This is a genomic window from Stenotrophomonas sp. LGBM10, from assembly GCF_046736075.1.
Classification (GTDB): domain Bacteria; phylum Pseudomonadota; class Gammaproteobacteria; order Xanthomonadales; family Xanthomonadaceae; genus Stenotrophomonas.
Map to the genome: position 1 here is coordinate 4,129,479 of NZ_CP177163.1, position 25,669 is coordinate 4,155,147.

Annotated in this window: 22 protein-coding genes; 20 read left to right on the top strand and 2 right to left on the bottom strand. The window is 66.6% G+C overall.

Translation table 11 applies throughout. The features are described from left to right. Positions 1-6: 6 nt before the first annotated feature. The 8 genes from rlmN (at position 7) to ACLB90_RS18245 (ending at position 9,535) form a co-directional block, all read left to right on the top strand. Positions 7-1,215: a 23S rRNA (adenine(2503)-C(2))-methyltransferase RlmN gene (gene rlmN / locus ACLB90_RS18210; RefSeq protein ID WP_411850765.1), complete on the top strand. Its 1,209-nt coding sequence runs from the start codon at positions 7-9 to the stop codon at positions 1,213-1,215. After that, a complete protein-coding gene (gene pilW / locus ACLB90_RS18215; protein WP_411850766.1) occupies positions 1,202-1,999 on the top strand; it encodes a type IV pilus biogenesis/stability protein PilW in 798 nt (265 codons plus the stop codon). Before rlmN ends, pilW begins: the two co-directional genes overlap by 14 nt. Positions 2,000-2,005: 6 nt before the next feature. Next, on the top strand, positions 2,006-2,860 hold the full coding sequence (locus tag ACLB90_RS18220; protein WP_411850767.1) for a RodZ domain-containing protein: 855 nt from the start codon (positions 2,006-2,008) through the stop codon (positions 2,858-2,860). Between the two features lie 57 nt (positions 2,861-2,917). Further along, the gene (locus ACLB90_RS18225; RefSeq protein WP_411850768.1) at positions 2,918-3,556 is read left to right on the top strand and encodes a YfgM family protein; all 639 of its coding nucleotides are present in this window, start codon (positions 2,918-2,920) and stop codon (positions 3,554-3,556) included. After that, positions 3,556-4,764 carry an outer membrane protein assembly factor BamB gene (gene bamB / locus ACLB90_RS18230; RefSeq protein WP_411850769.1) on the top strand — a complete coding sequence of 403 codons (1,209 nt, stop codon included), beginning with the start codon at positions 3,556-3,558 and terminating at the stop codon, positions 4,762-4,764. The genes ACLB90_RS18225 and bamB overlap by 1 nt, the downstream gene beginning before the upstream one ends. Before the next feature lie 12 nt (positions 4,765-4,776). Continuing rightward, positions 4,777-6,174: a ribosome biogenesis GTPase Der gene (gene der, locus ACLB90_RS18235; protein ID WP_411850770.1), complete on the top strand. Its 1,398-nt coding sequence runs from the start codon at positions 4,777-4,779 to the stop codon at positions 6,172-6,174. 128 nt (positions 6,175-6,302) lie between these two features. Further along, positions 6,303-7,442: a molybdopterin-synthase adenylyltransferase MoeB gene (gene moeB, locus ACLB90_RS18240; protein WP_411850771.1), complete on the top strand. Its 1,140-nt coding sequence runs from the start codon at positions 6,303-6,305 to the stop codon at positions 7,440-7,442. 266 nt (positions 7,443-7,708) lie between these two features. Further along, the gene (locus ACLB90_RS18245) at positions 7,709-9,535 is read left to right on the top strand and encodes a monovalent cation:proton antiporter-2 (CPA2) family protein (RefSeq protein WP_411850772.1); all 1,827 of its coding nucleotides are present in this window, start codon (positions 7,709-7,711) and stop codon (positions 9,533-9,535) included. A gap of 77 nt (positions 9,536-9,612) precedes the next feature. Here ACLB90_RS18245 and ACLB90_RS18250 read toward each other — a convergent pair whose 3' ends face one another. Continuing rightward, positions 9,613-10,437 (bottom strand): hypothetical protein, encoded by an 825-nt coding sequence (locus ACLB90_RS18250; protein ID WP_411850773.1) that lies wholly within the window; start codon positions 10,435-10,437, stop codon positions 9,613-9,615. A 471-nt stretch (positions 10,438-10,908) separates the two neighbouring features. Here ACLB90_RS18250 and folD point away from each other — a divergent pair, with 471 nt between their 5' ends. The 7 genes from folD to ACLB90_RS18285 all read left to right on the top strand — a co-directional run bounded on the left by folD (position 10,909) and on the right by ACLB90_RS18285 (position 18,571). Continuing rightward, entirely contained in the window at positions 10,909-11,790 is an 882-nt protein-coding gene (gene folD / locus ACLB90_RS18255; RefSeq protein WP_411850774.1) for a bifunctional methylenetetrahydrofolate dehydrogenase/methenyltetrahydrofolate cyclohydrolase FolD, read from the top strand. A 223-nt stretch (positions 11,791-12,013) separates the two neighbouring features. After that, on the top strand, positions 12,014-13,471 hold the full coding sequence (gene guaB, locus ACLB90_RS18260; RefSeq protein ID WP_411850775.1) for an IMP dehydrogenase: 1,458 nt from the start codon (positions 12,014-12,016) through the stop codon (positions 13,469-13,471). A gap of 111 nt (positions 13,472-13,582) precedes the next feature. Further along, entirely contained in the window at positions 13,583-15,148 is a 1,566-nt protein-coding gene (guaA, locus tag ACLB90_RS18265) for a glutamine-hydrolyzing GMP synthase (protein WP_411850776.1), read from the top strand. Between the two features lie 149 nt (positions 15,149-15,297). Continuing rightward, complete coding sequence (locus ACLB90_RS18270; protein WP_411850777.1) at positions 15,298-16,227, top strand: DUF5655 domain-containing protein; 930 nt, start codon at positions 15,298-15,300, stop codon at positions 16,225-16,227. 113 nt (positions 16,228-16,340) lie between these two features. Beyond that, on the top strand, positions 16,341-17,123 hold the full coding sequence (locus ACLB90_RS18275; protein ID WP_411850778.1) for a 3-hydroxybutyrate dehydrogenase: 783 nt from the start codon (positions 16,341-16,343) through the stop codon (positions 17,121-17,123). 229 nt (positions 17,124-17,352) lie between these two features. Then, a complete protein-coding gene (locus tag ACLB90_RS18280) occupies positions 17,353-17,940 on the top strand; it encodes a TetR/AcrR family transcriptional regulator (RefSeq protein ID WP_411850779.1) in 588 nt (195 codons plus the stop codon). Positions 17,941-18,055: 115 nt separating this feature from the next. After that, positions 18,056-18,571: a hypothetical protein gene (locus ACLB90_RS18285; RefSeq protein ID WP_411850780.1), complete on the top strand. Its 516-nt coding sequence runs from the start codon at positions 18,056-18,058 to the stop codon at positions 18,569-18,571. A gap of 12 nt (positions 18,572-18,583) precedes the next feature. Here ACLB90_RS18285 and ACLB90_RS18290 read toward each other — a convergent pair whose 3' ends face one another. After that, positions 18,584-19,582: a helix-turn-helix domain-containing protein gene (locus tag ACLB90_RS18290; protein WP_411850781.1), complete on the bottom strand. Its 999-nt coding sequence runs from the start codon at positions 19,580-19,582 to the stop codon at positions 18,584-18,586. 288 nt (positions 19,583-19,870) lie between these two features. Between ACLB90_RS18290 and ACLB90_RS18295 the strand changes: the two genes are divergently transcribed. The 5 genes from ACLB90_RS18295 to ACLB90_RS18315 all read left to right on the top strand — a co-directional run bounded on the left by ACLB90_RS18295 (position 19,871) and on the right by ACLB90_RS18315 (position 25,661). Continuing rightward, positions 19,871-22,468 carry a TonB-dependent receptor plug domain-containing protein gene (locus ACLB90_RS18295; RefSeq protein ID WP_411850782.1) on the top strand — a complete coding sequence of 866 codons (2,598 nt, stop codon included), beginning with the start codon at positions 19,871-19,873 and terminating at the stop codon, positions 22,466-22,468. A 53-nt stretch (positions 22,469-22,521) separates the two neighbouring features. Continuing rightward, positions 22,522-23,097: an FMN reductase gene (msuE, locus tag ACLB90_RS18300; protein ID WP_411850783.1), complete on the top strand. Its 576-nt coding sequence runs from the start codon at positions 22,522-22,524 to the stop codon at positions 23,095-23,097. An 11-nt stretch (positions 23,098-23,108) separates the two neighbouring features. Continuing rightward, positions 23,109-24,128 (top strand): LLM class flavin-dependent oxidoreductase, encoded by a 1,020-nt coding sequence (locus ACLB90_RS18305; protein ID WP_411850784.1) that lies wholly within the window; start codon positions 23,109-23,111, stop codon positions 24,126-24,128. 160 nt (positions 24,129-24,288) lie between these two features. Then, a complete protein-coding gene (locus tag ACLB90_RS18310; protein ID WP_411850785.1) occupies positions 24,289-24,651 on the top strand; it encodes a DUF3088 family protein in 363 nt (120 codons plus the stop codon). Between the two features lie 14 nt (positions 24,652-24,665). Further along, entirely contained in the window at positions 24,666-25,661 is a 996-nt protein-coding gene (locus ACLB90_RS18315; protein ID WP_411850786.1) for an MsnO8 family LLM class oxidoreductase, read from the top strand. The last annotated feature ends 8 nt before the right edge of the window (positions 25,662-25,669 follow it).

A 25,669-nucleotide genomic window follows, 5' to 3' on the forward strand; every position in this document is an offset into this window, starting at 1 on the left:
GATGCCGTGAACGAGGTCGTACAGCCCACCGCCATCCCATCCGTACTCGTCCCGGGTCCGGCTGTGGCCAAGCAGAACCTGCTCGACCTCGATCGCGAGGGTTTGGAGCGCTTCTTCGCCGAGACCCTCGGCGAAGCGCGCTACCGTGCCCACCAGGTGATGAAGTGGATCCACCACCACTACGTCACCGATTTCGATCAGATGACCGACCTGGGCAAGGCGCTGCGCGCCAAGCTGCAGCAGCATGCCGAGGTCCGCGTTCCCAACATCGTGTTCGACAAGCCGTCCGCCGATGGCACCCACAAGTGGCTGCTGGCGATGGGCACCGATGGCAAGAACGCCATCGAAGCGGTGTACATCCCGGACAAGAACCGCGGCACGCTGTGCGTGTCCTCGCAGGTCGGCTGCGCGCTGAACTGCACGTTCTGTTCCACCGCCACCCAGGGCTTCAACCGCAACCTGTCCACCGCCGAGATCATCGGCCAGGTGTGGGTCGCGGCGCGCCATCTGGGCAACATCCCGCACAAGCAGCGTCGTCTCACCAACGTGGTGATGATGGGCATGGGCGAGCCGTTGATGAATTTCGACAACGTCGTGCGCGCCATGAGCGTGATGCGCGACGATCTGGGCTATGGCCTGGCCAACAAGCGCGTGACCCTGTCGACCTCCGGCCTGGTGCCGCAGATCGACCGTCTGTCTGCGGAAAGCGACGTGTCGCTGGCGGTGTCGCTGCATGCGCCGAACGATGCGCTGCGCGAGACCCTGGTGCCGCTCAACAAGAAGTACCCGATCGTCGAACTGATGGCGTCCTGCGCGCGCTACCTGCGCGCCAACAAGCGCCGCGAATCGGTGACGTTCGAATACACCCTGATGAAGGGCATCAACGACCAGCCCGAGCATGCGCGCCAGTTGGCGCGGCTGATGCGTCAGTTCGACAACGCCGTGCAGACCTCGCATGCGGGCAAGGTCAACCTGATTCCGTTCAATCCGTTCCCCGGTACCCGCTACGAGCGTTCCGGCGATACGGAGATCCGTGCGTTCCAGAAGATCCTGCTCGACGCGCAGGTGCTGACGATGGTCAGGCGTACCCGCGGCGACGACATCGATGCCGCCTGTGGCCAGCTCAAGGGCCAGGTCATGGATCGCACGCGTCGCCAGGCCGAATTCAACAAGACATTGCTGCAGGACGGGAAAGACCGGGATGCCGCTGCCTGATTGCCGATTGCCAGCCGTTGTTTTCTGCGTGCTGGCATTGGCCGGCTGTGGCAGACATGGCGCGAGACACCCGGCCGGGCAGTTGCCCGTTGCGCCGGTGTACGAGGTCCGCGACGATCCCGCCACGCGCAAGCGGGTGGGCTACCAGGACCAGGTCGTCCTGGCGTCCGAGGCGCTGCGTGCCGGAGGGCTGGATGTGGCGGCCAAGAAGGCCCGGGCGGCGGTGAAGATCGATGCGACGCGGCCCGAGGCGTACATGCTGCTGGCCCAGATCGCCAGCAGCCGGGGCGATGACGCCGAGGCGGGCGTCCAGTACCGCAAGGCCGCCGATGTCGCGCCCAGCCGCGGCGATGTCCTCAACAACTACGGCGCCTGGCTGTGCACCCACGGCCAGCCGGCCGCTGCGCTGACCTGGTTTGATCGCGCCCTGGCCGCCCCCGGGTATGCCACGCCGGCGTCGGCGCTGGCCAATGCAGGGGGCTGTGCGCTGGATGCGGGGCAACCCGGGCGCGCCGAACGCGACCTGCGCGCGGCAGTGCAGCTGGAGCCGACCAACGCCTATGCGCTGGAGTCGATGGCCCGCAGCGAGTTCGGTCAGGGGCGCTACTTCGAGGCCCGGGCCTTCTCGCAACGGCGTCTTGCGGCTGCACCGGCCACACGTTCCGTGTTACAACTTGCCTCACAAATCGAGGTGCAGCTTGGCGACAACGCAGCATCCAGTCGCTATCTGCAGCGAATTCGCGACGAATTTCCGCAGGATGCGGCTCCTAATCCCCGGGGTTGAAGCATTGTGATTGATGACCAGACTGTGAACGCTTTCGACACCGCGACCGGGTCCGGAGCTCGACTCCGCCAGGCGCGCGAAGCGGCCGGACTGACGCTCGAATCGGTGGGTCAGCAGCTGCGCATGCCGGTGCATGTGGTGCGGTCGCTGGAAGATGAACAATGGCAGCGCCTGGGTGCGCCGGTGTTCGTCCGCGGCCAGCTGCGCAGTTACGCCCGCCTGCTCAAGGTGGACATCAACGACCTGTTGGAACAGGCCCATATCGGGCCGGTGGTGCCGCCGCAGCTGATCAGCCACACGCACACCCCGCGGGCGCGCCGGATCGCCGAGAGCCTCGGTCGCCGCGTGCTCTATGTGGGCATTACCGCTGTACTGGCCGTGCCGGTGTGGTTCGCCACCCGCGGCCATTTCGACGGGACCGCCACTGCGCCCAGCACCGCCTCACTGGACGTCATCCCCGCCGCGGTTCCCGTGGCCGGTGGCGACACGCCGCCCGCCGCGCCGGCCCCGGTGAGTACGGAGCCGGCCAAGCCGGCGGCGCCGTATCTGGCCTCGCTGACCCCGGTGCCGCGTCCGGCCAGCACGTCCGCACCCGCGGGCGCGCTGAACCTGCAGTTCAAGGGCGACAGCTGGGTCGATATCGCCGCGCCCGATGGCGCCACCGTCGAGAAGGCCCTGGTCAAGTCCGGCGAAACCCGCAGCTTCACGCCGGGCCAGGTAGGCCGCATGGTGCTGGGCAATGCGTCGGCGGTCGAGGTTCAGCAGGGCGGCACTATCGTCGACCTTTCGCCGTACCAGCGAGCCAACGTGGCACGCTTTACGGTATCCTCTGACGGCTCCGTGGCTCCGGTTTCACACTGAGTCGCGTTCCCAATCCAATTCAAACAGCTCCTCCTGACGGGCGGGGCGAGAGTACGCATGGCGATCGACGATCTGCTCGACGAGCACGAACAAAGTGAACGCGTCCGCGGCTGGCTGCGGAAGAATGGTGCCAGCATCCTTGCGGGTGTGGTGATCGCGATCGGCGGCATCGCCGGTTGGCAGTGGTGGCAGAAGGAGCACAGCAACTCGCTGGCCGATGCCAACGCCGAGTACCAGACGGTGCTCAAGAGCCTGGAAGAGAAGAACCTGGACGAGGCCGCCAAGGGTGTGAAGGCACTGGAAAGCGGCAAGGCCAACATCTATGCGGACCTGGCAGCGTTGCAGCTGGCCAAGGCGCAGGTGGATGCGGGCAAGGACGAGGCCGCCCTGGCGACCCTGCGCGGAATCAGCGCCGACGGCGAGTTCAAGCCGGTGATCGACCAGCGCGTCGCGCGCCTGCTGGTTGCCACGGGCAAGAGTGCCGAGGCGATCACGCTGCTGGGCGGCGCGGCCGACAGCGCCAGCCTGGAGATCCACGGCGATGCGTTGATGGCGCAGGGCAAGCGTGATGCAGCCCGCGAACAGTATGAGAAGGCGCTCAAGACGCTGGACGTGGCAGCGCCGCAGCGGCGTCTGCTGGAAACCAAAGTGATGGATGCCGGTGGCACCGTCACCGATCCTGCGGAGTCGGTGTAATGAACCAGATGGTCATGATCAAGCGCGTTGCCACAGTGGTCCTGCTGGGTGTGGCCCTGTCGGGCTGCTCCACCGTCAAGGGCTGGTTCGCCGGCAAGGACGCGGCAGCCAAGAAGGCGCTGGAGCCGGCGGAGCTGGTGAAGTTCGAGCCGACCGTCAAGGTCGACAAGCTGTGGTCGGTCAACGTTGGCAAGGGCGAGAAGCGCATCGGCGTCCGCCAGGGCCCGGTGGTGGCTGATGGGCGTGTCTACGCCGCCGCCATTTCCGGTGGCGTGCACGCCATCGACCTGCAGACCGGCAAGAAGGTCTGGACCTACGAGCCGGCCAAGGAAAAGAAGAAGCCCAAGCTGCGCCTTTCCGGCGGCCCGGGTGTTGGCGAAGGCCTGGTGGTGATCGGCACGCTGGATGGCCAGGTGATCGCGCTGGACGCCAACGACGGCAGCGAGAAGTGGCGCGCCAAGGTGCCGGGTGAAGTGATCTCCGCCCCTGCCGTCGGCCAGGGCATGGTGTTCGTGCGCAGCAACGACGGCCGCGTGACCGCCCTGGATGTCGGCAACGGCACCCAGCGCTGGTTCAACCCGCGTGAGCTGCCGGCGCTGACCGTGCGTGGCAACGCGCCGGTGGTGACCGGTCCGGGCGTGCTGTTCATCGGCAACGATGACGGCACCGTGGCAGCGCTGGCCATGCAGGATGGCCGCACCGTGTGGGACCAGATGGTCGGTACCCCGGAAGGCCGCACCGAGCTGGAGCGCATGGCCGACATCGACGGCGCCCCGGTGCTGGACGGCAACACGCTGTTCGTGAACAGCTTCAAGAACCAGACGATGGCGATCGAAGGCCCGACCGGCCGTCCGCTGTGGTCGCGCGATCACGGCGGCGCTGGCAGCCTGGCCGTGACCTCGGGCAACGTGTTCGTCTCCGACAACAAGGGCGGCGTGTTCGGTCTGGACAAGGCCAGCGGCTCGGCCATGTGGTCGCAGACCGGCCTGGCCCGTCGTTCGCTGACCGGTCCGGTCGTGCAGGGCGATTACGTTGTGGTCGGTGACTACAAGGGGTACCTGCACTGGCTGCGTACCGACAATGGTGAGTTCGCGGCGCGCGCCAAGAGTGGCGGCGACGCCCTGCTGGCGCAGCCGGTAGCCGCCGATGGGATTCTGCTGGTGCAGAACGTTGATGGAAAGCTGACCGCATTCCGGTTGGCACAATAAGGAGTTACCGCGATGCTGCCCTTGGTCGCCCTGGTTGGACGGCCGAATGTCGGCAAGTCCACGCTGTTCAATGCGTTTACCCGTACGCGCGACGCGCTGGTCCATGACCAGCCCGGCGTGACCCGGGACCGTAATTACGGTGTTTGTCGTCTTGATGAAGACCACCCGTTCCTGGTGGTCGATACCGGTGGTATCGCCGGTGAAGAAGAAGGTCTGGCCGGCGCTACCGCCCGCCAGGCCCGCGCCGCCGCCGCCGAGGCGGACCTGATCCTGTTCGTGGTCGATGCCCGTGAAGGCGCATCGGCCCTGGACGACGAGATCCTGTCCTGGCTGCGCAAACTGTCGCGTCCGACGCTGCTGTTGATCAACAAGATCGACGGTACGCACGAGGACACCGTGCGTTCGGAGTTCGCCCGCTACGGCTTCAGCGAAATGCTGACCGTGTCGGCCGCGCATCGCCAGGGCCTGGACGATCTGCTCGACGAAGTGGTCGAGCGGTTGCCGGAGGAAGGCACCACCGAAACGCTCGACAACGATCCGAACCGCATCCGCATCGCCTTTGTCGGCCGCCCCAACGTGGGCAAGTCGACGCTGGTCAATCGCCTGCTGGGCGAAGAGCGCATGATCGCCTCCGAAGTGCCCGGGACCACCCGCGATTCGATCGCGGTGGACATGGAGCGCGACGGTCGCGAGTACCGTCTGATCGACACCGCCGGCCTGCGCCGGAAGGCGCGTGTGGAGGAGGTGGTCGAGAAGTTCAGCGTGATCAAGACGCTGCAGGCGATCGAGCAGTGCCAGGTGGCCGTGCTGATGCTGGACGCTGCCGAAGGCGTGACCGACCAGGACGCCAGCGTTCTGGGTGCGGTGCTCGATGCCGGCCGCGCGCTGGTGGTGGCGATCAACAAGTGGGACGGCTTGACCGACTATCAGCGCGAGCAGGCCGAAGCGCTGGTGTCGCGCAAGCTGGGCTTCGTGCCGTGGGCGGAAGTGGTGCGCATCTCGGCCAAGCACGGTTCGGGGCTGCGCGAGCTGTTCCGTTGCATCCACGCCGCGCATGCCTCGGCCACGCATGAGTTCAGCACCAGCGAAGTCAACAAGGCGCTGGAAATGGCTTACGAGACCAACCCGCCGCCGGCTATCCGCGGTCACGTCTCCAAGCTGCGTTACGTGCATCCGGGCGGGTCCAATCCGCCGACGTTCATCGTGCACGGCACGCGCCTGAAGGACCTGCCGGAGTCGTACAAGCGCTACCTGGAGAACTTCTTCCGGAAGCGTTTCAAGCTGGTCGGCACGCCCGTGCAGTTCATCTTCCGCGAGGGGACCAACCCGTACGAAGGCAAGAAGAACGTGCTCACCGAACGTCAGATCAAGCGCAAGCGTCGCCTGATCAAGCACGTCAAGGGCAAGTGATGCAAAGAAGAGCCGGCGAAAGCCGGCTCTTCCGCATTCAAAGGGGCGCGTAGTGCCGGCCGCTGGCCGGCAACCCCCGCACGCCCCATGCCCCAACTGCACCCGTACGTCTGCGCGATAATGCGCAGATGAGCACCGTCCCCGAGATCACCCCCGCCGAGGCCCGCCAACGCCTCACCCACGGCGCCCTGCTGATCGACATCCGTGACGCGCACGAGCGCGCCTCCGGCATGGCCGAAGGCGCGCTCGGCATCGCCAGGGGCGACCTGCAGGCTGAGCCTGCCGCACACCTGCCGGTGCTCGACCGCGAGGTCGTGCTGATCTGCCAGAGTGGCAAGCGCTCGATGGAGGCAGCGGTGGTCCTGGCGGGGCTCGGCTACACGCGCGTCGCTTCCGTGCACGGCGGCACCACCGCCTGGCGCGCCGCCGACCTGCCGCTGGTGCAGCCGCTGCAGAGCGACGCCGAGCGCGATTTCAACGAGCGCTATTCGCGCCACCTGCTGTTGCCGCAGGTCGGGGTCGACGGGCAGCGCACGCTGTTGGCCTCGCGCGTGCTGGTGCTGGGTGCCGGCGGCCTGGGCGCGCCTGCCGGGTTCTACCTGGCTGCCGCCGGGGTAGGGCACCTGCGCATCGCCGATGACGACGTGGTCGAGCGCAGCAACCTGCATCGGCAGATCCTGCACACCGACGCCAGCGTAGGCACGCCCAAGGTGCTGTCTGCGCGTGACCGCCTGCTGGCGCTCAACCCGCATCTCGACGTGGAGGCGATACAGGTGCGGGTGACGTCGGACACCATCGATGCGCTGCTCGACGGCGTGGACGTGGTGCTGGACGGCTCGGACAACTTCCCGCTGCGCTACCTGCTCAACGATGCCTGTATCCAGCACCGCATTCCGCTGGTGTATGGCGCGGTTGAGCGGTTCACGGGCCAGGTCAGCGTGTTCGACGCCGGCCGCCAGCGTGGCCAGGCCCCGTGCTACCGCTGCCTGTTCCCGGAACCACCGCCGCCCGAGTTCGCCCCCAACTGTTCTGAAGCCGGCGTGCTGGGCGTGCTGCCGGGAATGGTCGGGCTGCTGCAGGCCACCGAGGTGCTCAAGATGCTGCTGGGCATGGGTGAGCCGTTGGTCGGACGGCTGCTGAGTTTCGATGCACTGGGCATGCGTTTTCGTGAGACCCGGCTGCGCCCCGATCCGGCCTGTCCGCTGTGCGCGCCGGGCAAGGCGTTCCCGGGCTACATCGATTACGCGGCGTTCTGCAGCGGGCCGTAACGCCGGGCGCCCTAAGTCGACCGCGTAGCGCCGGGCTATGCCCGGCTGCATTTCGCAGGTTGCCGGGCAGCCGGGCAGAGCCCGGCGCTACGTGGTGGATTGGGCCAGCCGGGCAGAGCCCGGCTCTACGTGATTTCAGGACGATCCTGGCTGCCACCCGGTCCATCGTTCTGTTTTCGGCACAATCATGCGCAACATGGATGCTATTGCCGCCCGACGCTTTGCCCTATCGTTGACCCCTCTATGTAGTCCGGGGAAACAACCGCATGGCGGTCGAAGCAGGTGCCAGTGAGCTGGTGAAAGTCGTGGCGCTGCTGGGCGCGGCGGTGGTGATGGTGCCGCTGTTTCGACGGCTGGGGTTGGGCTCGGTGCTGGGCTATTTCGCCGCCGGCCTGGCCATCGGCCCGTTCGGCTTCGGCTGGTTCTCCGACCCGCAGGCGATCCTGCACACCGCCGAACTTGGCGTGGTGATGTTCCTGTTCGTGATCGGGCTGGAAATGCGGCCCTCGCACCTGTGGGGCCTGCGCAACGAAATCTTCGGGCTCGGCACGCTGCAGATCGTGGTCTGCGGCGCGGTGCTGACCGGCGTGTGCATGCTGTTCGGGTTCCCGGTCAACGTGGCCTTCATCGGTGCCTTCGGCTTCGTGCTGACGTCCACCGCGGTGGTGATGCAGCTGCTGGCCGAGCGCGGCGACATTGCGTTGCCGTCCGGGCAGAAGATCGTCTCGATCCTGCTGTTTGAAGATCTGCTGATCGTGCCGCTGCTGGCCGTGGTGGCCTTCATGGCCCCGGTGCAGGCCGATGCGGGGGCCAGCTCGCGCTGGCTCAGCGTGGGCATCGGTGCCGGCGCCATCGTTGGCCTGGTGCTGGTGGGCCGGTTCCTGCTCAATCCGTTGTTCCGCATCCTGGCCGCGGCCAAGGCGCGCGAAGTGATGACCGCCGCCGCGCTGCTGGTGGTGCTGGGCGCGGCGCTGCTGATGCAGCTGGGTGGGCTGTCGATGGCGATGGGCGCGTTCCTGGCCGGCGTGCTGCTCAGCGAATCCACCTTCCGCCACCAGATCGAAGCGGACATCGAGCCGTTCCGCGGCATCCTGCTCGGGCTGTTCTTCCTCAGCGTGGGCATGGCGCTGGACCTCACCGTGGTGGCCAACAACTGGCCGTTGATCGTCTCGGGCGTGTTCGCGCTGATGCTCGCCAAGGGCGTGTGCATCTACATCGTGGCGCGCATCATGGGCAGCGACCACCGCCAGGCGCTCGATCGCGGCGTGGTGATGGCCCAGGGCGGCGAGTTCGCGTTCGTGCTGTTTTCCGCGGCCGCGGCGGCCGGCGTGATCGGGGTGGAGGTCAACGCTAACCTGACCGCGATCGTGGTGCTGTCGATGGCACTCACGCCGCTGTTCGTGCTGCTGCACGACAAGCTGATGCCGGACCGCGAAGTGTCGCTGGATGGCGTTGAAGAAGCCGACGGCCTGTCCGGCAGCGTGTTGATGATCGGCTTCGGTCGCTTCGGCCAGGTGGCCAGCCAGTCGCTGTTGGCGCGCGACGTGGACGTGACCATCATCGACAACGACGTGGACATGATCCACAACGCCGAGCGTTTCGGGTTCAAGATCTACTACGGCGACGGCACCCGTCTGGACGTGCTGCACGCCTCCGGTGCCGGCTCGGCGCGTGCCATCGCGGTGTGCGTCAACAATGCGCAGGACGCCGACCGCATCGTGGAACTGGTCACCCACCAGTTCCCCCAGGCCAAGCTGCTGGTGCGCTCGTTCGACCGCGAGCATTCGCTGCGGCTGATCCATGCCGGCGTGGACTACCAGATCCGCGAGACCTTCGAATCGGCGTTGCAGTTCGGCCAGGTCGCCTTGATGGAACTGGGCGCCGACCAGGACGATGCGCGCGAGATCGCCGAGCAGATCCGCGAGCGCGACGCCGAGCGTTTCGAGCTGGAAATGGCCGGCGGCAGCCTGCGCGCCGGCGCGCACATGGTGTTCGGTACGGCGCTGCCGGGCGTGCCCACGCCCACGCCGTTCACCGCACCCAAGCGCAAGGCGCGCACGCTCAACGCCGACGAAGTGCCGGAAGAGGAATGACGATCTCCCAAGGTCAGATCCCTTTCCGCTGGGGGGCAGGTTCTGAGCCGCGCGGATGGCGCCAAGATGCAGCGCCGTCAGCTCATTGCCATTTTGTTGTTGAGGCCAAGTGAGGTGACGGGTATTTGCTTTCCGCCCTTCTTTCCAAAGCGTCGGCGTTGGACATAAGCGTAGGCTTGAGCAAAACGCTTCGCCACGAATCGCTCAGGTAGCTGCTCAACGGGCAAACATGAGAGAACGTCGATGCCGAAATTATGGAAACTATCGACGCCTACCCGACTTGACGCCAGGCCAATAATTTCTTCAAGAAGAGGATAGAGCTGGGCTCTTTCGTCTAGCTCTTCTGCAATGACCCTGAGGATGTAGGCTTTCATCACTTCGAGCGATAACTTGGCCTGCGCCACGTGCACACTATTGCGCTTGCTTGGAAGGCTGTAGATGTTGCAAAGACGGCTGCGCAAGCAGTCGAACGGATGCATGACTCTCAGTGATGAGCCGGCAAAGTACAGATCCTTGATCTCGATTGCTCGTGCTTTGAGTCGTTCTTCGTCTTTTCCGACGTAGCCAATGATATGGCTGAGATAGTCGATCTCAGCCGCGATCCCGGATGGTCGAAAAATGGTGATCTTTGCGCTATTGGGGGTGTTCTCAAAAGGCTCTGGGAAGTGGACCTCGGTCCACATCCTCTTTTCTGCCGTGGCGATTTCGAGAAATGCGTGATGCTCTCTGGCATCAGCAGCTGAGCCAAGGAAATCCACATCGACTGTTACACCACCCTCTAGAGCACGTGGAACGGGGACGTCTAGCGCATTCACCCAGAGTGCAAGAGATTGCCCCCCCACGAGCATCGCTGGCGCAGGCGGTATGAGTAGCGCCTCCGCCGGCAATTCCGGCTCGTTCACCTGAATTTACTGGGCCAGGCAACCTTGCCGCCACTTTCCCTAACCTTAAATACGATTGGCATCGCGCGCGAGGGCTCACGTCGGTAGGCGGCCATTTCGCGCGCGCGACGTTCTTCATCCAGGGCCTTCAGGCTTAGGGCAAGGTTAGCGGAATTGTGAAATTTGGCGTTCATAAGAATTTCGCTCGCCAGTAGCCTAATAAAAATTAAATTTTCGAAATGAGTTTACTGGGACACCCGGCTAACCGATTTCGGCTGCGCCGAAATCGGTTAGCCGGGTGTCCCAATCAACTCGCTTCTAAACCAGTATATTGAAAATACGCTGTTGGATGTGCTTTTGCAAGCCCTCCCAGCCTTGGGGCGAAAGGGGGTATTTGACCCGCGGACCGCGGGCGCAAAACGCTGCGTCGGTGGGCGGGGCGGGCCTAATCGGGGACAATGGCGTCCCCGCCGCCCCCGCCTGCCGCCCTCGATGAGCTCACCGACCCCCGCACCCGCCGTTCCCGCCCGCATTCTGGACGGACGCCGCATCGCCGAAGACCTGCTGGACAGCCTGAAGGTACGCGTGGACGCGCGCCTGGCCGCCGGTGGCAGCCGGCCTGGCCTGGCGGTGGTGCTGGTCGGGGGCGACCCGGCCTCGACCGTGTACGTGCGCAACAAGCGCAGGGCCGCCGAGAAGGTCGGCATCGAGGCGTTCGACTACGACCTGCCGGCCGGGACCACCGAAGCCCAGCTGCTGACCCTGATCGACCAGCTCAACGCCGATCCGAAGATCCACGGCATCCTGGTGCAGTTGCCGCTGCCGGGCATCCCCGATGCCAGCCGCCTGATACACCGCATCGACCCGCGCAAGGACGTGGACGGTTTCCACCCGGAAAACGTCGGCCACCTGGCCCTGCGCGAGTTCGGCCTGCGCCCGTGCACCCCGCGCGGCATCGTCACGCTGCTGGGCCACACCGACCAGCCGGTGCGCGGCCGCAACGCCACCATCGTGGGTGTCAGCAACCACGTTGGCCGCCCGATGGGCCTGGAGCTGCTGATCGCCGGCTGCACGGTCACCAGCTGCCACAAGTTCACTCCCAAGGACGTGCTGGAGCAGTCGGTGCGCAACGCCGACATCCTGGTCGTCGCCGTGGGCCGCCCGGGCATCGTGCCGGGCGAGTGGGTCAAGCCCGGCGCGGTGGTGATCGACGTGGGCATCAACCGCCTGGACGACGGCCGCCTGGTCGGCGACGTGGGCTTCGAGGCAGCGGCGGAGCGCGCCAGCTGGATCACCCCGGTACCGGGCGGAGTAGGGCCGATGACCGTCGCCACCCTGATGCAGAACACCATCGAGGCGGCAGAAGCCTTCTGATCCGGGCGGCGGCACCCGTAGAGCCGGGCTCTCCCCGGCTGCACGAGCCCCCCCGTAGAGCCGGGCTCTGCCCGGCTGAGGGACCCCTGCCAACGGCAGCCGGGCAGCGCCCGGCACTACGTGAACGCTGGTCGCGGGCGCGACACAGCGTCGCATCCGCCCCCTGCCCATCGGGCCAAAATCAGGGTAAAATGTCGCGCTTCCCCACATCTCGGGTATGCCGATGCTGCGCATCCAGGCTGAAGCACTCACTTACGACGACGTCTCGCTCGTCCCCGCACATTCCACGATCCTGCCCAAGGATGTCAGCCTCGAAACGCGGCTGACCCGCGACCTGCGGCTGAAGCTCCCGATCCTCTCGGCAGCGATGGACACCGTCACCGAAGCCCGCCTCGCCATCGCGATGGCCCAGCTCGGCGGCATGGGGATCATCCACAAGAACCTGAGCGTCGAACAGCAGGCCGCCGAAGTGGCCCAGGTCAAGAAGTTCGAAGCCGGCGTCATCCGCGACCCGATCACCGTCGGCCCGGAAACCACCATCCGCGACGTGCTGGCCCTGACCCAGGCGCGCAACATCTCCGGCGTGCCGGTGGTGGATGGCGGTGGCCAGCTGGTGGGTATCGTTACCCATCGCGACATGCGCTTCGAGACCGAGCTGGACGATCCGGTCCGCCACATCATGACCAAGAAGGATCGCCTGATCACGGTCAAGGAAGGCGCCGCATCCGATGAAGTGCTGCAGCTGCTGCACCGCAACCGCATCGAAAAGATTCTGGTGGTCAACGATGATTTCGCCCTGCGCGGCCTGATCACCGTCAAGGACATCCAGAAGAACACCGATTACCCGAACGCCGCCAAGGACACCGCGACCCGTCTGCTGGTCGGTGCCGCAGTCGGCGTCGGCGGCGATACCGATCGCCGCGTCGAAGCGCTGGTCGCTGCCGGCGTGGACGTGCTGGTGGTGGACACCGCGCACGGCCATTCGCAGGGCGTGCTGGACCGCGTGCGCTGGGTCAAGAAGAACTTCCCGAACGTGCAGGTCGTCGGCGGCAACATCTGCACCGGCGAAGCCGCGCTGGCGCTGCTGGACAGTGGTGCGGACGCGGTCAAGGTCGGCATCGGCCCGGGCTCGATCTGCACCACGCGCGTGGTCGCCGGTGTCGGCGTGCCGCAGATCACCGCGATCGACCTGGTCGCTGAAGCGCTGCAGGACCGCATCCCGCTGATCGCCGATGGCGGCATCCGCTACTCGGGCGACATCGGCAAGGCACTGGCTGCCGGCGCCTCGACCATCATGATCGGCGGCCTGCTCGCCGGTACCGAGGAATCGCCCGGCGAGACCGAGCTGTTCCAGGGCCGTTCGTACAAGAGCTACCGTGGCATGGGCTCGCTGGCCGCGATGGAGAAGGGGTCCAAGGACCGCTACTTCCAGGACGCGTCGAGTGCCGACAAGCTGGTGCCGGAAGGCATCGAAGGCCGCGTGCCGTACCGCGGTCCGGTTGGCGGCATCATCCACCAGCTGATGGGTGGCCTGCGCGCCACGATGGGCTACGTGGGCTGCGGCACGGTCGAAGACATGCGCAGCAAGCCGAAGTTCGTCAAGATCAGCGGCGCCGGCCAGCGTGAGAGCCACGTCCACGACGTGCAGATCACCAAAGAGCCGCCGAACTACCGCGCCTGATGCGGTAAGCGCAAAGAGGAACGAGGAAGCTGATTCCCGTTCCTCTTTCTCTATCCGCCGCCGGTACCCCTGTTTCGTTTTTTGAAATCCCTCCTGCATTGCCCGGGCGCCATGACCAATATCCATAACGACAAGATCCTCATCCTCGATTTCGGCGCGCAGTACACCCAGCTGATCGCGCGCCGCATCCGCGAGCTCGGCGTGTACTGCGAAATCTGGGCCTGGGACCACAACCCGGCCGAGATCGCCGCGTTCGGTGCCAAGGGCATCATCCTGTCCGGTGGCCCGGAATCGACCACGCTGCCGGGCGCGCCCGCCGCGCCGCAGGAAGTGTTCGACAGCGGCCTGCCGATCTTCGGCATCTGCTACGGCATGCAGACCCTGGCCGCCCAGCTCGGTGGCGCCACCGAAGCGGCCGACCAGCGCGAGTTCGGCCATGCCGAAGTCAACGTCGTTCACCCCGACGCGCTGTTCAAGGGGCTGAGCGACCACGGCGGCGAGCCGAAGTTGAATGTTTGGATGAGCCACGGCGACCATGTCTCCGTCGCCCCGCCGGGCTTCACCGTCACTGCCGTGACCGATCGCATTCCCGTGGCCGCGATGGCCAACGAGGAGAAGCGCTGGTACGGCGTGCAGTTCCACCCGGAAGTGACCCACACCCTGCAGGGCCAGGCGCTGCTGCGCCGCTTCGTGGTGGATGTGTGCGGCTGCGAAACCCTGTGGACCGCCGCCAACATCATCGACGACCAGATCGCCCGCGTGCGCGAACTGGTGGGCGATGACGAAGTGATCCTCGGCCTGTCCGGCGGCGTCGATTCGTCCGTCGTGGCAGCGCTTCTGCACAAGGCGATCGGCGACAAGCTGACCTGCGTGTTCGTCGACACCGGCCTGCTGCGCTGGCAGGAAGGCGACCAGGTGATGGCGATGTTCGCCGAGCACATGGGCGTCAAGGTGATCCGCGTCAATGCGGCGGACCGCTATTTCAGCAAGCTGGAAGGGGTGAGCGACCCGGAAGCCAAGCGCAAGATCATCGGCAACCTGTTCGTGGACATCTTCGATGAAGAGTCCAACAAGCTGAGCAATGCCAAGTGGCTGGCGCAGGGCACCATCTACCCGGACGTGATCGAGTCGGCCGGCAGCAAGACCGGCAAGGCCCACGTCATCAAGAGCCACCACAACGTGGGCGGCCTGCCCGAGCACATGAAGCTGGGCCTGGTCGAGCCGCTGCGCGAGCTGTTCAAGGACGAAGTGCGTCGCCTCGGTGTCGAACTCGGCCTGCCGCGCAGCATGGTGTACCGCCACCCGTTCCCGGGCCCGGGCCTGGGCGTGCGCATCCTCGGCGAAGTGAAGCGCGAGTACGCCGAACTGCTGGCCAAGGCCGATGCGATCTTCATCGACGAACTGCGCAAGGCCGACCTGTACGACAAGACCAGCCAGGCGTTCGCGGTGTTCCTGCCGGTGAAGTCGGTGGGCGTGGTCGGTGACGCGCGCGCGTATGAGTGGGTGATCGCACTGCGTGCGGTGGAGACCATCGATTTCATGACGGCACATTGGGCGCACCTGCCGTATGACTTCCTGGGCACGGTGAGCAACCGGATCATCAATGAGCTGCGCGGGGTATCGCGCGTGGTGTACGACATCTCCGGCAAGCCGCCGGCGACGATCGAGTGGGAATGAGTTGAATGACAAGGGCGCCGAGAGGCGCCCTTGTCACTTTCACGGGACCGAGGTGAAATGGTGAAGTTGGTGGCGAATGATCTTCAGACCCGCTACCCGGCAATCGTCCGAAAGGAATCACGTACATGAGTGACATCAAGCTGTTCAGAGTGGCCGACGGCCTGGCAACGGAGCTGCAGGGACGGGCATCGGATCTGGAAAAGCCGCTGCAGCATCTGATCGAAGCCAATCTGCAGCCGATGCTGGGCATCCGCTTCGTTGCCTCCGAGTATGCGACGGGCAGGGCGCACGGTGGTCGCATCGATTCGCTGGGGCTGGATGAAAACGACAGCCCGGTGATTTTGGAATACAAGCGGTCCGTGGGCGAGAACGTGATCAATCAGGGGCTCTACTACCTGCATTGGCTGATGGATCACCAGGCCGAGTTCAAGCTTCAGGTAATGGAAAAACTTGGCATGGAGGCCGCAGCTCGCATCGACTGGAGCTCACCACGCGTGCTGTGCATCGCCGCAGATTTCACCAAGTTCGATGCGCACGCGGTCCAACAGATCAACCAGAGCGTGGAGCTGATCCGGTACCGTCGCTTTGGTGACGACCTGTTGCTGCTTGAGCAGATCAACACGGTCAGCAGCGGGCGCTCGAAGGCGCGTCCGCGTGCCGTGGATGCGCCGGGGCAGGCAGCGCCGGAGCCGGTGGCCAACGTGCGTGTTCCGGGTAGTTCCACCGACCGCTCCTACGCCGAGTGGATGGCGTTGTTGAGCGCGGACATGCTGGAGCTGATCGGTTCGCTGGACGACTTCATCGTTTCGTTGGGTGATGACGTCCAGCGCAAGGAGCTGAAGCTCTACATGGCGTTCAAACGCCTGAAGAACTTCGCCACGGTGGTGCCGCAGCGCAGCCGGCTGCTGCTGTTCCTGCATGTGGACCCGGACCCGCTTATGCCGCTGGCGTCGAACATGCGCGATGCCCGTACGTTCGGTCACTGGGGGACGGGCGATCTGGAAGTGTCCATCGCCAGCTTTGCAGATCTCGATCAGGTCAAGCCGTTGATCGTGCAGGCATATGACGGACGGGGTTGATCAGACGACCGCGCCAATGAAAGGCGCGAGCATGTCTGGCTCCCCTTGCCCTTGACTAAGCCAAGACTGCGGAAGTCGCTACACTGACACCTACGCCCGATGGAATCTCGCCCATGTTCACTGGAAAAGTCGCGGTGGTTACTGGCTCCACCAGCGGTATCGGTCTTGGCATTGCCACTGCGCTCGCGCGGCAGGGGGCCGATATCGTGCTGAATGGATTTGGCGACGCGGCGGAGATCGAGAGCATCCGTTCCCGCCTGGCGGCCGAGCATGGCGTGCGGGTGGCGCATGACGGCGCCGACCTTTCGCGTGGTGAGGCGGTGCGGGGAATGATCGCCCATGCCGTTGAGACGATGGGGCGCATCGACATTCTGGTAAACAATGCGGGCATCCAGCACACCGCGCCGATCGAGGCGTTTCCCGTAGACAAGTGGGACGCGATCCTGGCGCTGAATCTATCGGCGGTCTTCCATGCCACGGCGGCTGCCTTGCCCTACATGACGCAGCAGGGGGCTGGCCGCATCATCAACATCGCATCGGTGCATGGACTGGTGGCGTCGGTGAACAAGTCGGCCTACGTAGCGGCCAAGCACGGCGTGGTGGGCTTTACCAAGGCGACGGCGCTGGAAACCGCGGGTACCGGCATCACGGCCAATGCCATCTGCCCAGGCTGGGTGCGAACCGCGCTGGTCGAGCAACAGATCACGGCGTTGGCGGAGCGGGACGGAACGGATCAGGAGTCTGCCGCTCGTGCATTGCTGGCCGAGAAACAGCCCACGTTGCAGTTCGTGACGCCCGACCAGCTGGGAGACATGGTGGTCTTCCTGGCGTCCGACGCCGCCGCCCAGATGACGGGGACCGCGCTTCCGGTGGATGGCGGCTGGACAGCCCGCTAGCGGGCCGGCTGTGCCCGCCGCTGCAGTAGCGGCAGTGCCCACCCGCGTAACAGCCCGATCAAGGTGACCGCAGGGCTGTGTGGCGCCGCGCCGGATGCTGCGGCAGGGCGGCGTGCAGGACCGTGAGTGTGCGGACGCGTTGATGCCGGGGGCCATGTCCGGGCTCGGACCCTGGTTCACCTGGAAAAGTGAACTTGACACGCAACCAACCAACTAGTAGGTTGACGCCATGAACGAAGCGCTCTCCCCCAAGGCCCTGGAAATCATTGCGCAGGCGCGAACCCTGCTTGAAACCGGCGGCTACAACGGCTTCAGCTATGCCGACATCGCGGTGCGGGTGAACATCAGCAAGGCCAGCATCCATCACCATTTCCCGACCAAGGCCGAGCTGGTGCGCACCGTGGTGGCGCTGTACCGCGCTGAGGCACGCGAGGGTCTGGCGCTGCTGGACCGGCAATTGGCCGATCCGCTGCAGGAGCTCAATGCCTACGTGGATTACTGGTCCACCTGCATCCGCGGCGGCACGTCCTCGTTCTGCATCTGCGCGATGTTGGCGGCCGAGATGCCACTGCTGCCGGAGGAGATTGTGGACGAGGTGCGCGGGCATTTCGACGATCTGACCGCCTGGCTGACCACGGTGCTGGAGAGCGGCGCGACGAAGGGGCAACTGCGGTTGCAGGGGCCGGCGGCCCATGAGGCGCGTGCGTTCATGGCCTCGGTGCATGGGGCGATGTTGGCTGCACGTGGTTTCGCTGATCCCACTACGTTCCAGACGCTGGGCCAGTTGTCGATTGCACGGCTGACACGCGCGGCTTGAATACAGAGGGGAGACCGCTTCGGGCGGGCCTCCCCATTTTTTCGCCCATAAAGCCTACCTACTGGTAGGTTTGTGAATTCCTGCTTACTTCTCTACATCGCTTCGAGGTCTCGCCATGAGTCATTCCCTCTCGCCGTTGGGCGTCGTCCATACCGCACTCAGTCTGGTTCCGCTGCTCGCCGGCGCCTACAGCTTCATCCGCCACCGGGGCATCGATCCGTCAACGCGTTCGGGCAAGGTCTACCTGTGGGGGTTGGTGCTGTCGGTGCTGAGTGCCTTCGGCGTGTCCAGCACGGGCGGGCTCAACCCGGGCCACGCCTTCGGAGTGGTGATCCTGTTGATCGCTGCAGGTGGCGTGCTGGTACCGCGGCTCAGGTTCCTCGGCCGGCTCCGGCCCTATCTGGCTGCGTTCGCGCTGTCCTTCACGTTTCTGCTGTCGCTGGTGCCTGGCACCAATGAGACGCTGACCCGCGTGCCGGTGTCACACCCCCTTGCTCCAGCACCGATGGCGCCGGTAGTACTGGGCGTATTGCTGGTGTGGCTGCTGCTGTTTGTGGTCGGCTTCGCGCTGCAGTGCCTGCACATCCGCACCGGCACCCGCACTGCGCACCGGCTGTCCACGGCGGAGTGACATCACCGGGTATCAGCAACCGGGCCCGCGCAGGGCCGCAGCCTCGCGATGCTGCTCTCGGTAGCTGGTGGGGCTGAGCGCGGTCTGCCCTCGAAAGTGCCGTCGGAACGATTCCTGCGAACCAAACCCGGCCTGCTCGGCGACCCAGTGCAGCGGGCGGTCGGTGGTTTCCAGCAGTTCGCGCGCGAAGGCGACGCGCTCGCGGATCAGCCAGTCGATCGGGGATAGTCCGGTGGCGTCCAGGAACTGCCGCTGCAGCGTGCGCTGGCTCAGCGCGGCCTGCTCGGACAGGCTCTTCAGCGAGTGTTCCTCGCGCAGGTTGCGCCGCATCCATTCCATCAACCGCGCCAGCCGCGTCGGCTCGCCCTTGGGGATGGACCGCACCACGCGCTGGCTGCGTTCGGCGTCGCGCCACGGGGCCAGCACCAGGCGTTCGGCGACCAGGTTGGCCACGTGTGCGCCGTAATCCTTGCGGACCAGGTGCAGCATCATGTCCATGCCGGTGGCCGAGCCGGCGGAGGTGACGATGCTGCCGGTATCGACGTAAAGCACGTCCTCGCGCACGGTGATGGCCGGGAAGTCGCGGGCGAGCGTCTCGGTGAGGCGCCAGTGGGTGGTGGCGCTGCGGCCGTCGAGCAGCCCGGCCCACGCGAGCACGAACGCGCCCGAGCAGATCGAGGCGATACGGGCGCCACGACCGTGTGCGCGGACCAGGGCGTCGAGCAGCGGCTGCGGTGGGCGCTCGGCGGGGGTGCGCCAGCCGGGCACGATGATGGTGTCGGCGCGGTCCAGTGATTCCAGCCCGTGCGGCAACTGCACGTCGGCACTGCCCAGCATGCGCAGCGCGCCGGGTTCGGCGGCGCAGAGCAGGGTGGTGTACCAGGCCACCTCCAGCTCCGGGCGCACCGGCGCGAACAGGCCCACGGCGCAGCCGAATTCGAACAGGCCCTGGCCGTGGCAGGCCACGATGGCGACGGTGGGCGGTGCGTGCGGGTCGTGGGGAGAGAGCATCCGATGATGCTAGCGGGGTGTCGGCAGCCGGGCAGCGCCCGGCGCGAATGACGTCATTACCGGCGGTCATGTGCGTGGCGCGATGTTGCGGCTGCGTGACGCCTGGCCGGCTGTTGCGCGCTGCGCGCAGGCCCTTGAATGGAGGCCTGTTCATCCCGGACTACCCGATATGCCGCTGTCGTCCCTGTCGCGATGTTGCCGGCGCGTGGCGCCCACGCCGAATTCGAGCTGAAGCCCTGCGACACCCCTGTCGCGGACGTGACTGTCCTTCTTCCTCCAAGAGCCCCCATGCCTTCTGCCTTCCGCCCCCTGACCACGACACGCGTGCCGACGCTGTCCTCCCTTTCCCTCCTGATCGCGCTGAGTCTGGCCGCCGGCGGCGCGCACGCCGACAGCCCCGGCGCGCCACCGGACACGGTGGCCAGCGCCGCCAGTACGGCGGCCTCGACACTGGATGCCGTGGTGGTCACCGGCTCGCGCACCAGCAACCGCACGGTCAAGAACAGCTCCACGCCGATCGATGTGGTGTCGGCGGAGGACCTGGTTGCCACCGGACAGGCCAACCTGCTGGAGGCGCTGCAGCGCGCCCTGCCGTCGCTGAGCCAGATCGGCGGCTACCAGAGTGACCAGGAGAGCCTGATCCGCGGCTACCAGCTGCGCAACCTGTCGCCGGGCTACACGCTGGTGCTGGTCAACGGCAAACGCCGCAATGCCAGTGCGTACGTGAGCGGTGCCAACGGCGGCGGGTATCCGGGCCACGCATGGACCGACCTGGCGTTGATTCCGGTGGCGGCCATCGACCATATCGAGGTGCTGCGCGACGGTGCGTCGGCCCTGTATGGCTCGGATGCGATCACCGGCGTGATCAACGTGATCCTCAAGTCGAACGCGCATGGCGGCGATGTGTCGGTGGAAAGCGGGCAGAGCATCGACGGCGATGGCAGCCGCACCAGCGTGCGCGCCAACGTCGGCCTGCCGTGGGGCCAGGACGGTTTCGTGAACCTGTCCGGCGAGAGCACGCGGCAGCATCACGCGATCCGGCCGCGCCGCTACATCGACGGCTACCTGAGCTACCCGGCGATCGACGCCAACGGCAACCCCGTTGCGTTGCTGCCCAACAACCGCCTGCCGCCCAACACCACGCCCAACCCGGCCGAGGCCACCCGCAACAACGAGGCCAACACCATTCTCAGCTCGCCGTCGTATGCGCTGCGCGCCTTCGCGCTCAACGTGGGCCACGGCCTGGGCGAGAACGCGCAGTTCTATGCCACGGCCACGGCCAGCGACCGCACCGCGCAGGCGATCCAGAACTTCCGCCTGCCGGCGACGATCTTTGGAACCTACAAGGCACCGAGCGTGCTCAACGTGTGGCCGGACGGCTTCCTGCCGGTGCTCGAAACCAAGGAGAAGCAGTACACCGGCACGGCCGGGGTGAAGGGGCAGTGGGCCGGCTGGGAGGTGGACGCCAGCCTGACCGGCAACCGCAATACGGTGCGCACCTACACGCGCAATTCGGCCAACTTCTCGCTGACCTACCCGGGCGCGCCGACCGACTTCTATGACGGCAAGCTCGATTACCAGCAGGGCATCGCCAACCTGGACCTGCGCCGCAGTGTCGAGGTGGGCGCGTTTGCCTCTCCGCTGGAAGTAAGTGCCGGTGCCGAATACCAGCACGAGCGCTATGAGCGGGGGGCAGGGCAGTGGGAGTCGTACACCGGGTTTGGCGCGGCGGCCTTCGTGGGCTACTCCACGGCGGATGCGGTGGAGGCCACGCGCAACAGCAAGGCGGTATACGTGGGTGCGGCCACCAATGTGACCTCGCGCTGGTACCTGGATGCGGCAGCGCGCTGGGAGGACCACTCCGACTTCGGCAGCGTGTCGACCGGGCGGTTGACCACGCGTTTCGATGTGACCGATGCCTTCGGCGTGCGTGCCACGGTCAGCAACGGTTTCCACGCGCCCAGCCTCGGCGCGCAGTATTACCAGGCTACCGGCAGCTGCCCGTGCGGCACCACGCTGGTGGCGCAGGTGTCCTCGCCGGCGGCGCTGGCGCTGGGGGCCAGCCCGCTGCAGCCGGAGAAGGCCAACAACTACAGCCTGGGCGTGACCTGGGATCCCAGCGCAGCCTTCCACCTGGCGGTGGATGTGTACCAGATCGACATCCGCGGCCAGCTCGGCCAGTCCAGCCAGATCGGCTACAACGCGCAGGATCCCAACCGCATCACGGACAACAGCGGTACCGTGCTCAGCGCGGCGCAGAAGACCACCATCGACACGCTGCTTGGCACGGCCGGCATCAGCATTCTGCCCGGCGATGCGTTCTACGCCAGCTACTTCACCAATGTGGGCAACACCCGCACGCGCGGCGTCGAGCTGACCCTGGAAGCCAACCAGCAGACCGCCTGGGGTGCGCTGCGCTGGAGCTACGCCGCCAACGTGGGCCGCACCACGATCCAGCAGGTACGCGACATTCCTGCCGTGCTGCAGGGCCTGCCGAACATCAATCTGCTGACCCGGTCGAGCGAGTACGCACTGCGGTTCCGCACGCCGGCCTACACGCAGGTGGCAGGGCTGGGCTGGCAGAACGGCCGGTGGCGTTCGAACCTGGACGTCACCTACTACGGTCCGATCAAGCGGCTCAACAACGGGGTGGAGTACAAACAGCCGCCGGTGCTGGTCACCAACCTGTCCGGCGGCGTCGACCTCGGCGGTGGCTGGAGCGCAGCGCTGGGTATCAACAACGTGTTCGACAAGCGCACCCGCAAGGTGCCCGAGTACGCACGAAGCGCCACCGACGTGGCCAGCATCGAGACCACCTGGGATACCGGCGACGTGCTCAGCACCATCGGCGCGTTCTGGTATGGGCGCATCCACTACCGGTTCTGAGGTTCACGCCACACGCCGCCGGGCATGGCCCGGCGCTACATGGGAGCATTGCGATGTCATCTGCATTGAACGTGGTTGCGCTGATCGGCTCGCCGACCAGCTCGGCCAACTCGCGCACGCTGCTGCTGGTGCGCCACCTGGTGGAGGCGCTGCGCCAACGGTTGCATATCGAGGTGCAACTGGTGGAGTTGGCGCCCATCGCGCGCTCGCTCGGCCAGGCGCTGACCCGCGATGAAGTGGAGCCGCGCATCGAGCAGGCGCTGTTGCGGATCGAAGCGGCCGACCTGCTGATCGCGGCCGCGCCGGTGTACCGGGGCTCGTATCCTGGTCTGTTCAAGCACCTGATCGATTTCATCGGACTGGAGGCGCTGGTGGATACGCCGGTGCTGCTCGCCGCTACCGGCGGCAGCGAACGCCATGCGCTGGTGATCGACCACCAGCTGCGCCCGTTGTTCAGTTTCCTGCAGGCGCATACGTTGCCGATCGGGGTGTATGCCACGCCCGCGGATTTCGAGGGCGACCGGGTGGACAGTGCGGCCCTGCTGGGGCGGATTGAACTGGCGGCGGCGCGGGCGGCGGGGCACCTGCTGCCGGCGGCAATCCCGGCGCCGCTGCGTCGTATCGCATAGGCACGCGCGGCATGCAGCTGCGTCACCTTGCCTTCCTCACCCCTGGCAGCTATCTGCCGGAGGATCCGCGCGCCGGCCTGGACGATGCGCTGGACCTGATCGCCTTTGCTGAAACGCTGGGCTACGACGGTGCCTGGGTACGCCACCGGCACCTGGAACCGGGCATCAGTTCGGCGGCGGTGTTCCTCGCTGCCGCAAGCCAGCGCACCCGGCATATCGAACTGGGCAGCGCGGTGATCCAGTTGGGCTACGAAACGCCGTTCCGCCTCGCCGAGGATCTGTCGCTGCTCGATGCGCTGGCTGGAGGCCGCGTGCAGGTGGGCGTGAGCGCAGGTCCACCGCCGCTCGGTGCGCTGCTGGGGCCGCTGCTGTTCGACGGCGACCCTGCGCAGAGCGACTTCTCGCATGCGCGCGTGCAGCGCCTGATCGAGGCATTGAACGGCGCGCCGCTCGGCACGGAGGAGACGCGCGTGGGCAACGCGGCGTCGCAGTACCGGCCGCGCCTGCAGCCGCATGCACCGGGGCTGGCGCAGCGCGTGTGGTATGGCGCCGGCTCGCTGGCGTCGGCCCTCTGGGCAGGCACGCAGGGCCTGCACCTTCTGCTTGGCAATGTCAGCCGCGCAGAAACCCACGACGATTTCGTGTCGTCCCAACTGCAGCACCTTTCGGTGTACCGCGCGGCGCGCACAGCCGGTTCGCCTGCGCGCGTGGCGGCCGGGCGCGTGCTGGTGCCCACCGACGGCGCCGACGCCGCAACGTGTCAGCGCCTGCACGCGTTCGCCACGCAGCGCCATGCGCGCACGCGCGGGCCGCAGGGGCCGCGGCGAACCCTGTTCGCGGCCGATGTGGTGGGCAGTTCGGCCCACATCATTGCGGCGTTGCGCGCCGATCCCGTACTTCAGCAGGTGGATGAACTGCGCGTGGAGTTGCCGTACGAGCTGCCTGCCGGCGATTACCGCCGCATCCTGCGCATCGTCGTCGACGAGATCGCACCGGCATTGGGGTGGCGGCCGCGCGCGGCCGCCGCGTGAGGTCCCCATAACCCCCGGTCGTGTGCATATGCCCAACGCGCATTTGCCTGGCTGGATCCGACCGCCGATTGTCGATTTGCGCCGCAGGTGGCGGGCGGGGCTTCTCTAGCATCGAGGTTCCAGCGGCGCACTGCTGCCGACCAAGACGAGGACCACTGCCGTGTCTGCACACCCCACCCACAAGCCGATCCTGTTCCTGCTGGATCGCGAATTCGAGGACGGCCAGCTGCCGGGGCAGCGCTTCTTCTGCCGCCACAGCCTGCTGCTGGAAGGTGCGCTGTCGAGCATCGACGGCCTGGACGCACAACTGGACGTGCGCCGGATCGGCTTTGCCCGGCCGCGGCAGGAGGTCATCGCGGAGATCGGCGGGCATGACCAGTCGCTGCCCAAGCTGGTGCTGCCGCAGGGCGTGCGCTCGGTACAGGGAAGCGGCACCCATGCCGACCGCGAGGTGATCTCCGGTGCCGAGCCCATCCTGGCAGCGTTGAACGGCCTGCTCGGCATTCCCGTAGCCCATCCCTGACCGAGGCGATCCGCATGAGTTACCTGACCAGCGTGTTGGACAAGAGCCCGATCAGCGACGGAGGTACGCCCGAGCAGGCGCTGCGCGACAGCCTGCGCCTGGCCCAGCACGCCGAGCACCTCGGCTATCACCGCTACTGGTTTGCCGAGCACCACGCCACGCCGCAGCTGGCCAGCCCCGCACCGGAGGTGCTGGCCGCCTGGGTACTGGCGCAGACCCGTCGCATCCGCGTCGGCACCGGTGGCGTGATGCTGCGCCACTACGCGCCGTACAAGGTGGCCGAAACCTTCAACCTGCTCGCCAGCCTGGCACCTGGTCGCGTAGACCTGGGCGTGGGCAAGGCACCCGGTGGCCTGCCGGCCTCGACCGCGGCGCTGGCGGCCGGGCGCGCGCCGGTGGGTGCCTTCGAGCAGCAGTTGCAGGACCTCGAGGGTTTCCTGTCCGGCAGCCTGGCCGCCGACCATCCGCACGCGTCGGCGCAGGCGCGCCCACTGCCGCAGCAGCCCGCCGAGCGCTTCCTGCTCGGGGCCAGCCCGCAGAGTGCGCGGCTGGCGGCCGAGCTGGGCTGGCGGTTCGTCTACGCCGCGCACTTCGATGGCGATCCGCGCAGCATCGAAGCGGCGTTCTCGGCCTATCGCGCGGTGTCCTCGCTTGCACCGCTGCTGGCCACCGTGGCGTTCGCCGCGCCCACCGCCGAAGCGGCGGCGCGGCACCTCGGCGCGCTGCGCATCTACAAGCTGCACCTGGCACCGGGCCAGACGGTCAACCTGCCCAGCCCCGAAGCGGCGGCCGAGTACGCGCGGCAGGTGGGGGTGGCCAGCTACCGCATCGAGGAAACCCATCCCAGCGTGCTGTCCGGCGATGCCACGCACGTGCGGCGTGCGCTGGACGACCTGCACCGGCGTTTCGGTGTGGGCGAATTCATCCTCGATGCGCCGGTCGCCGACCTCGACGCGCGCCTGACCTCACTTGAACTGCTGTCGCCCGCGCCACGCGCGGCGGTGGCCTGACTCCCTGG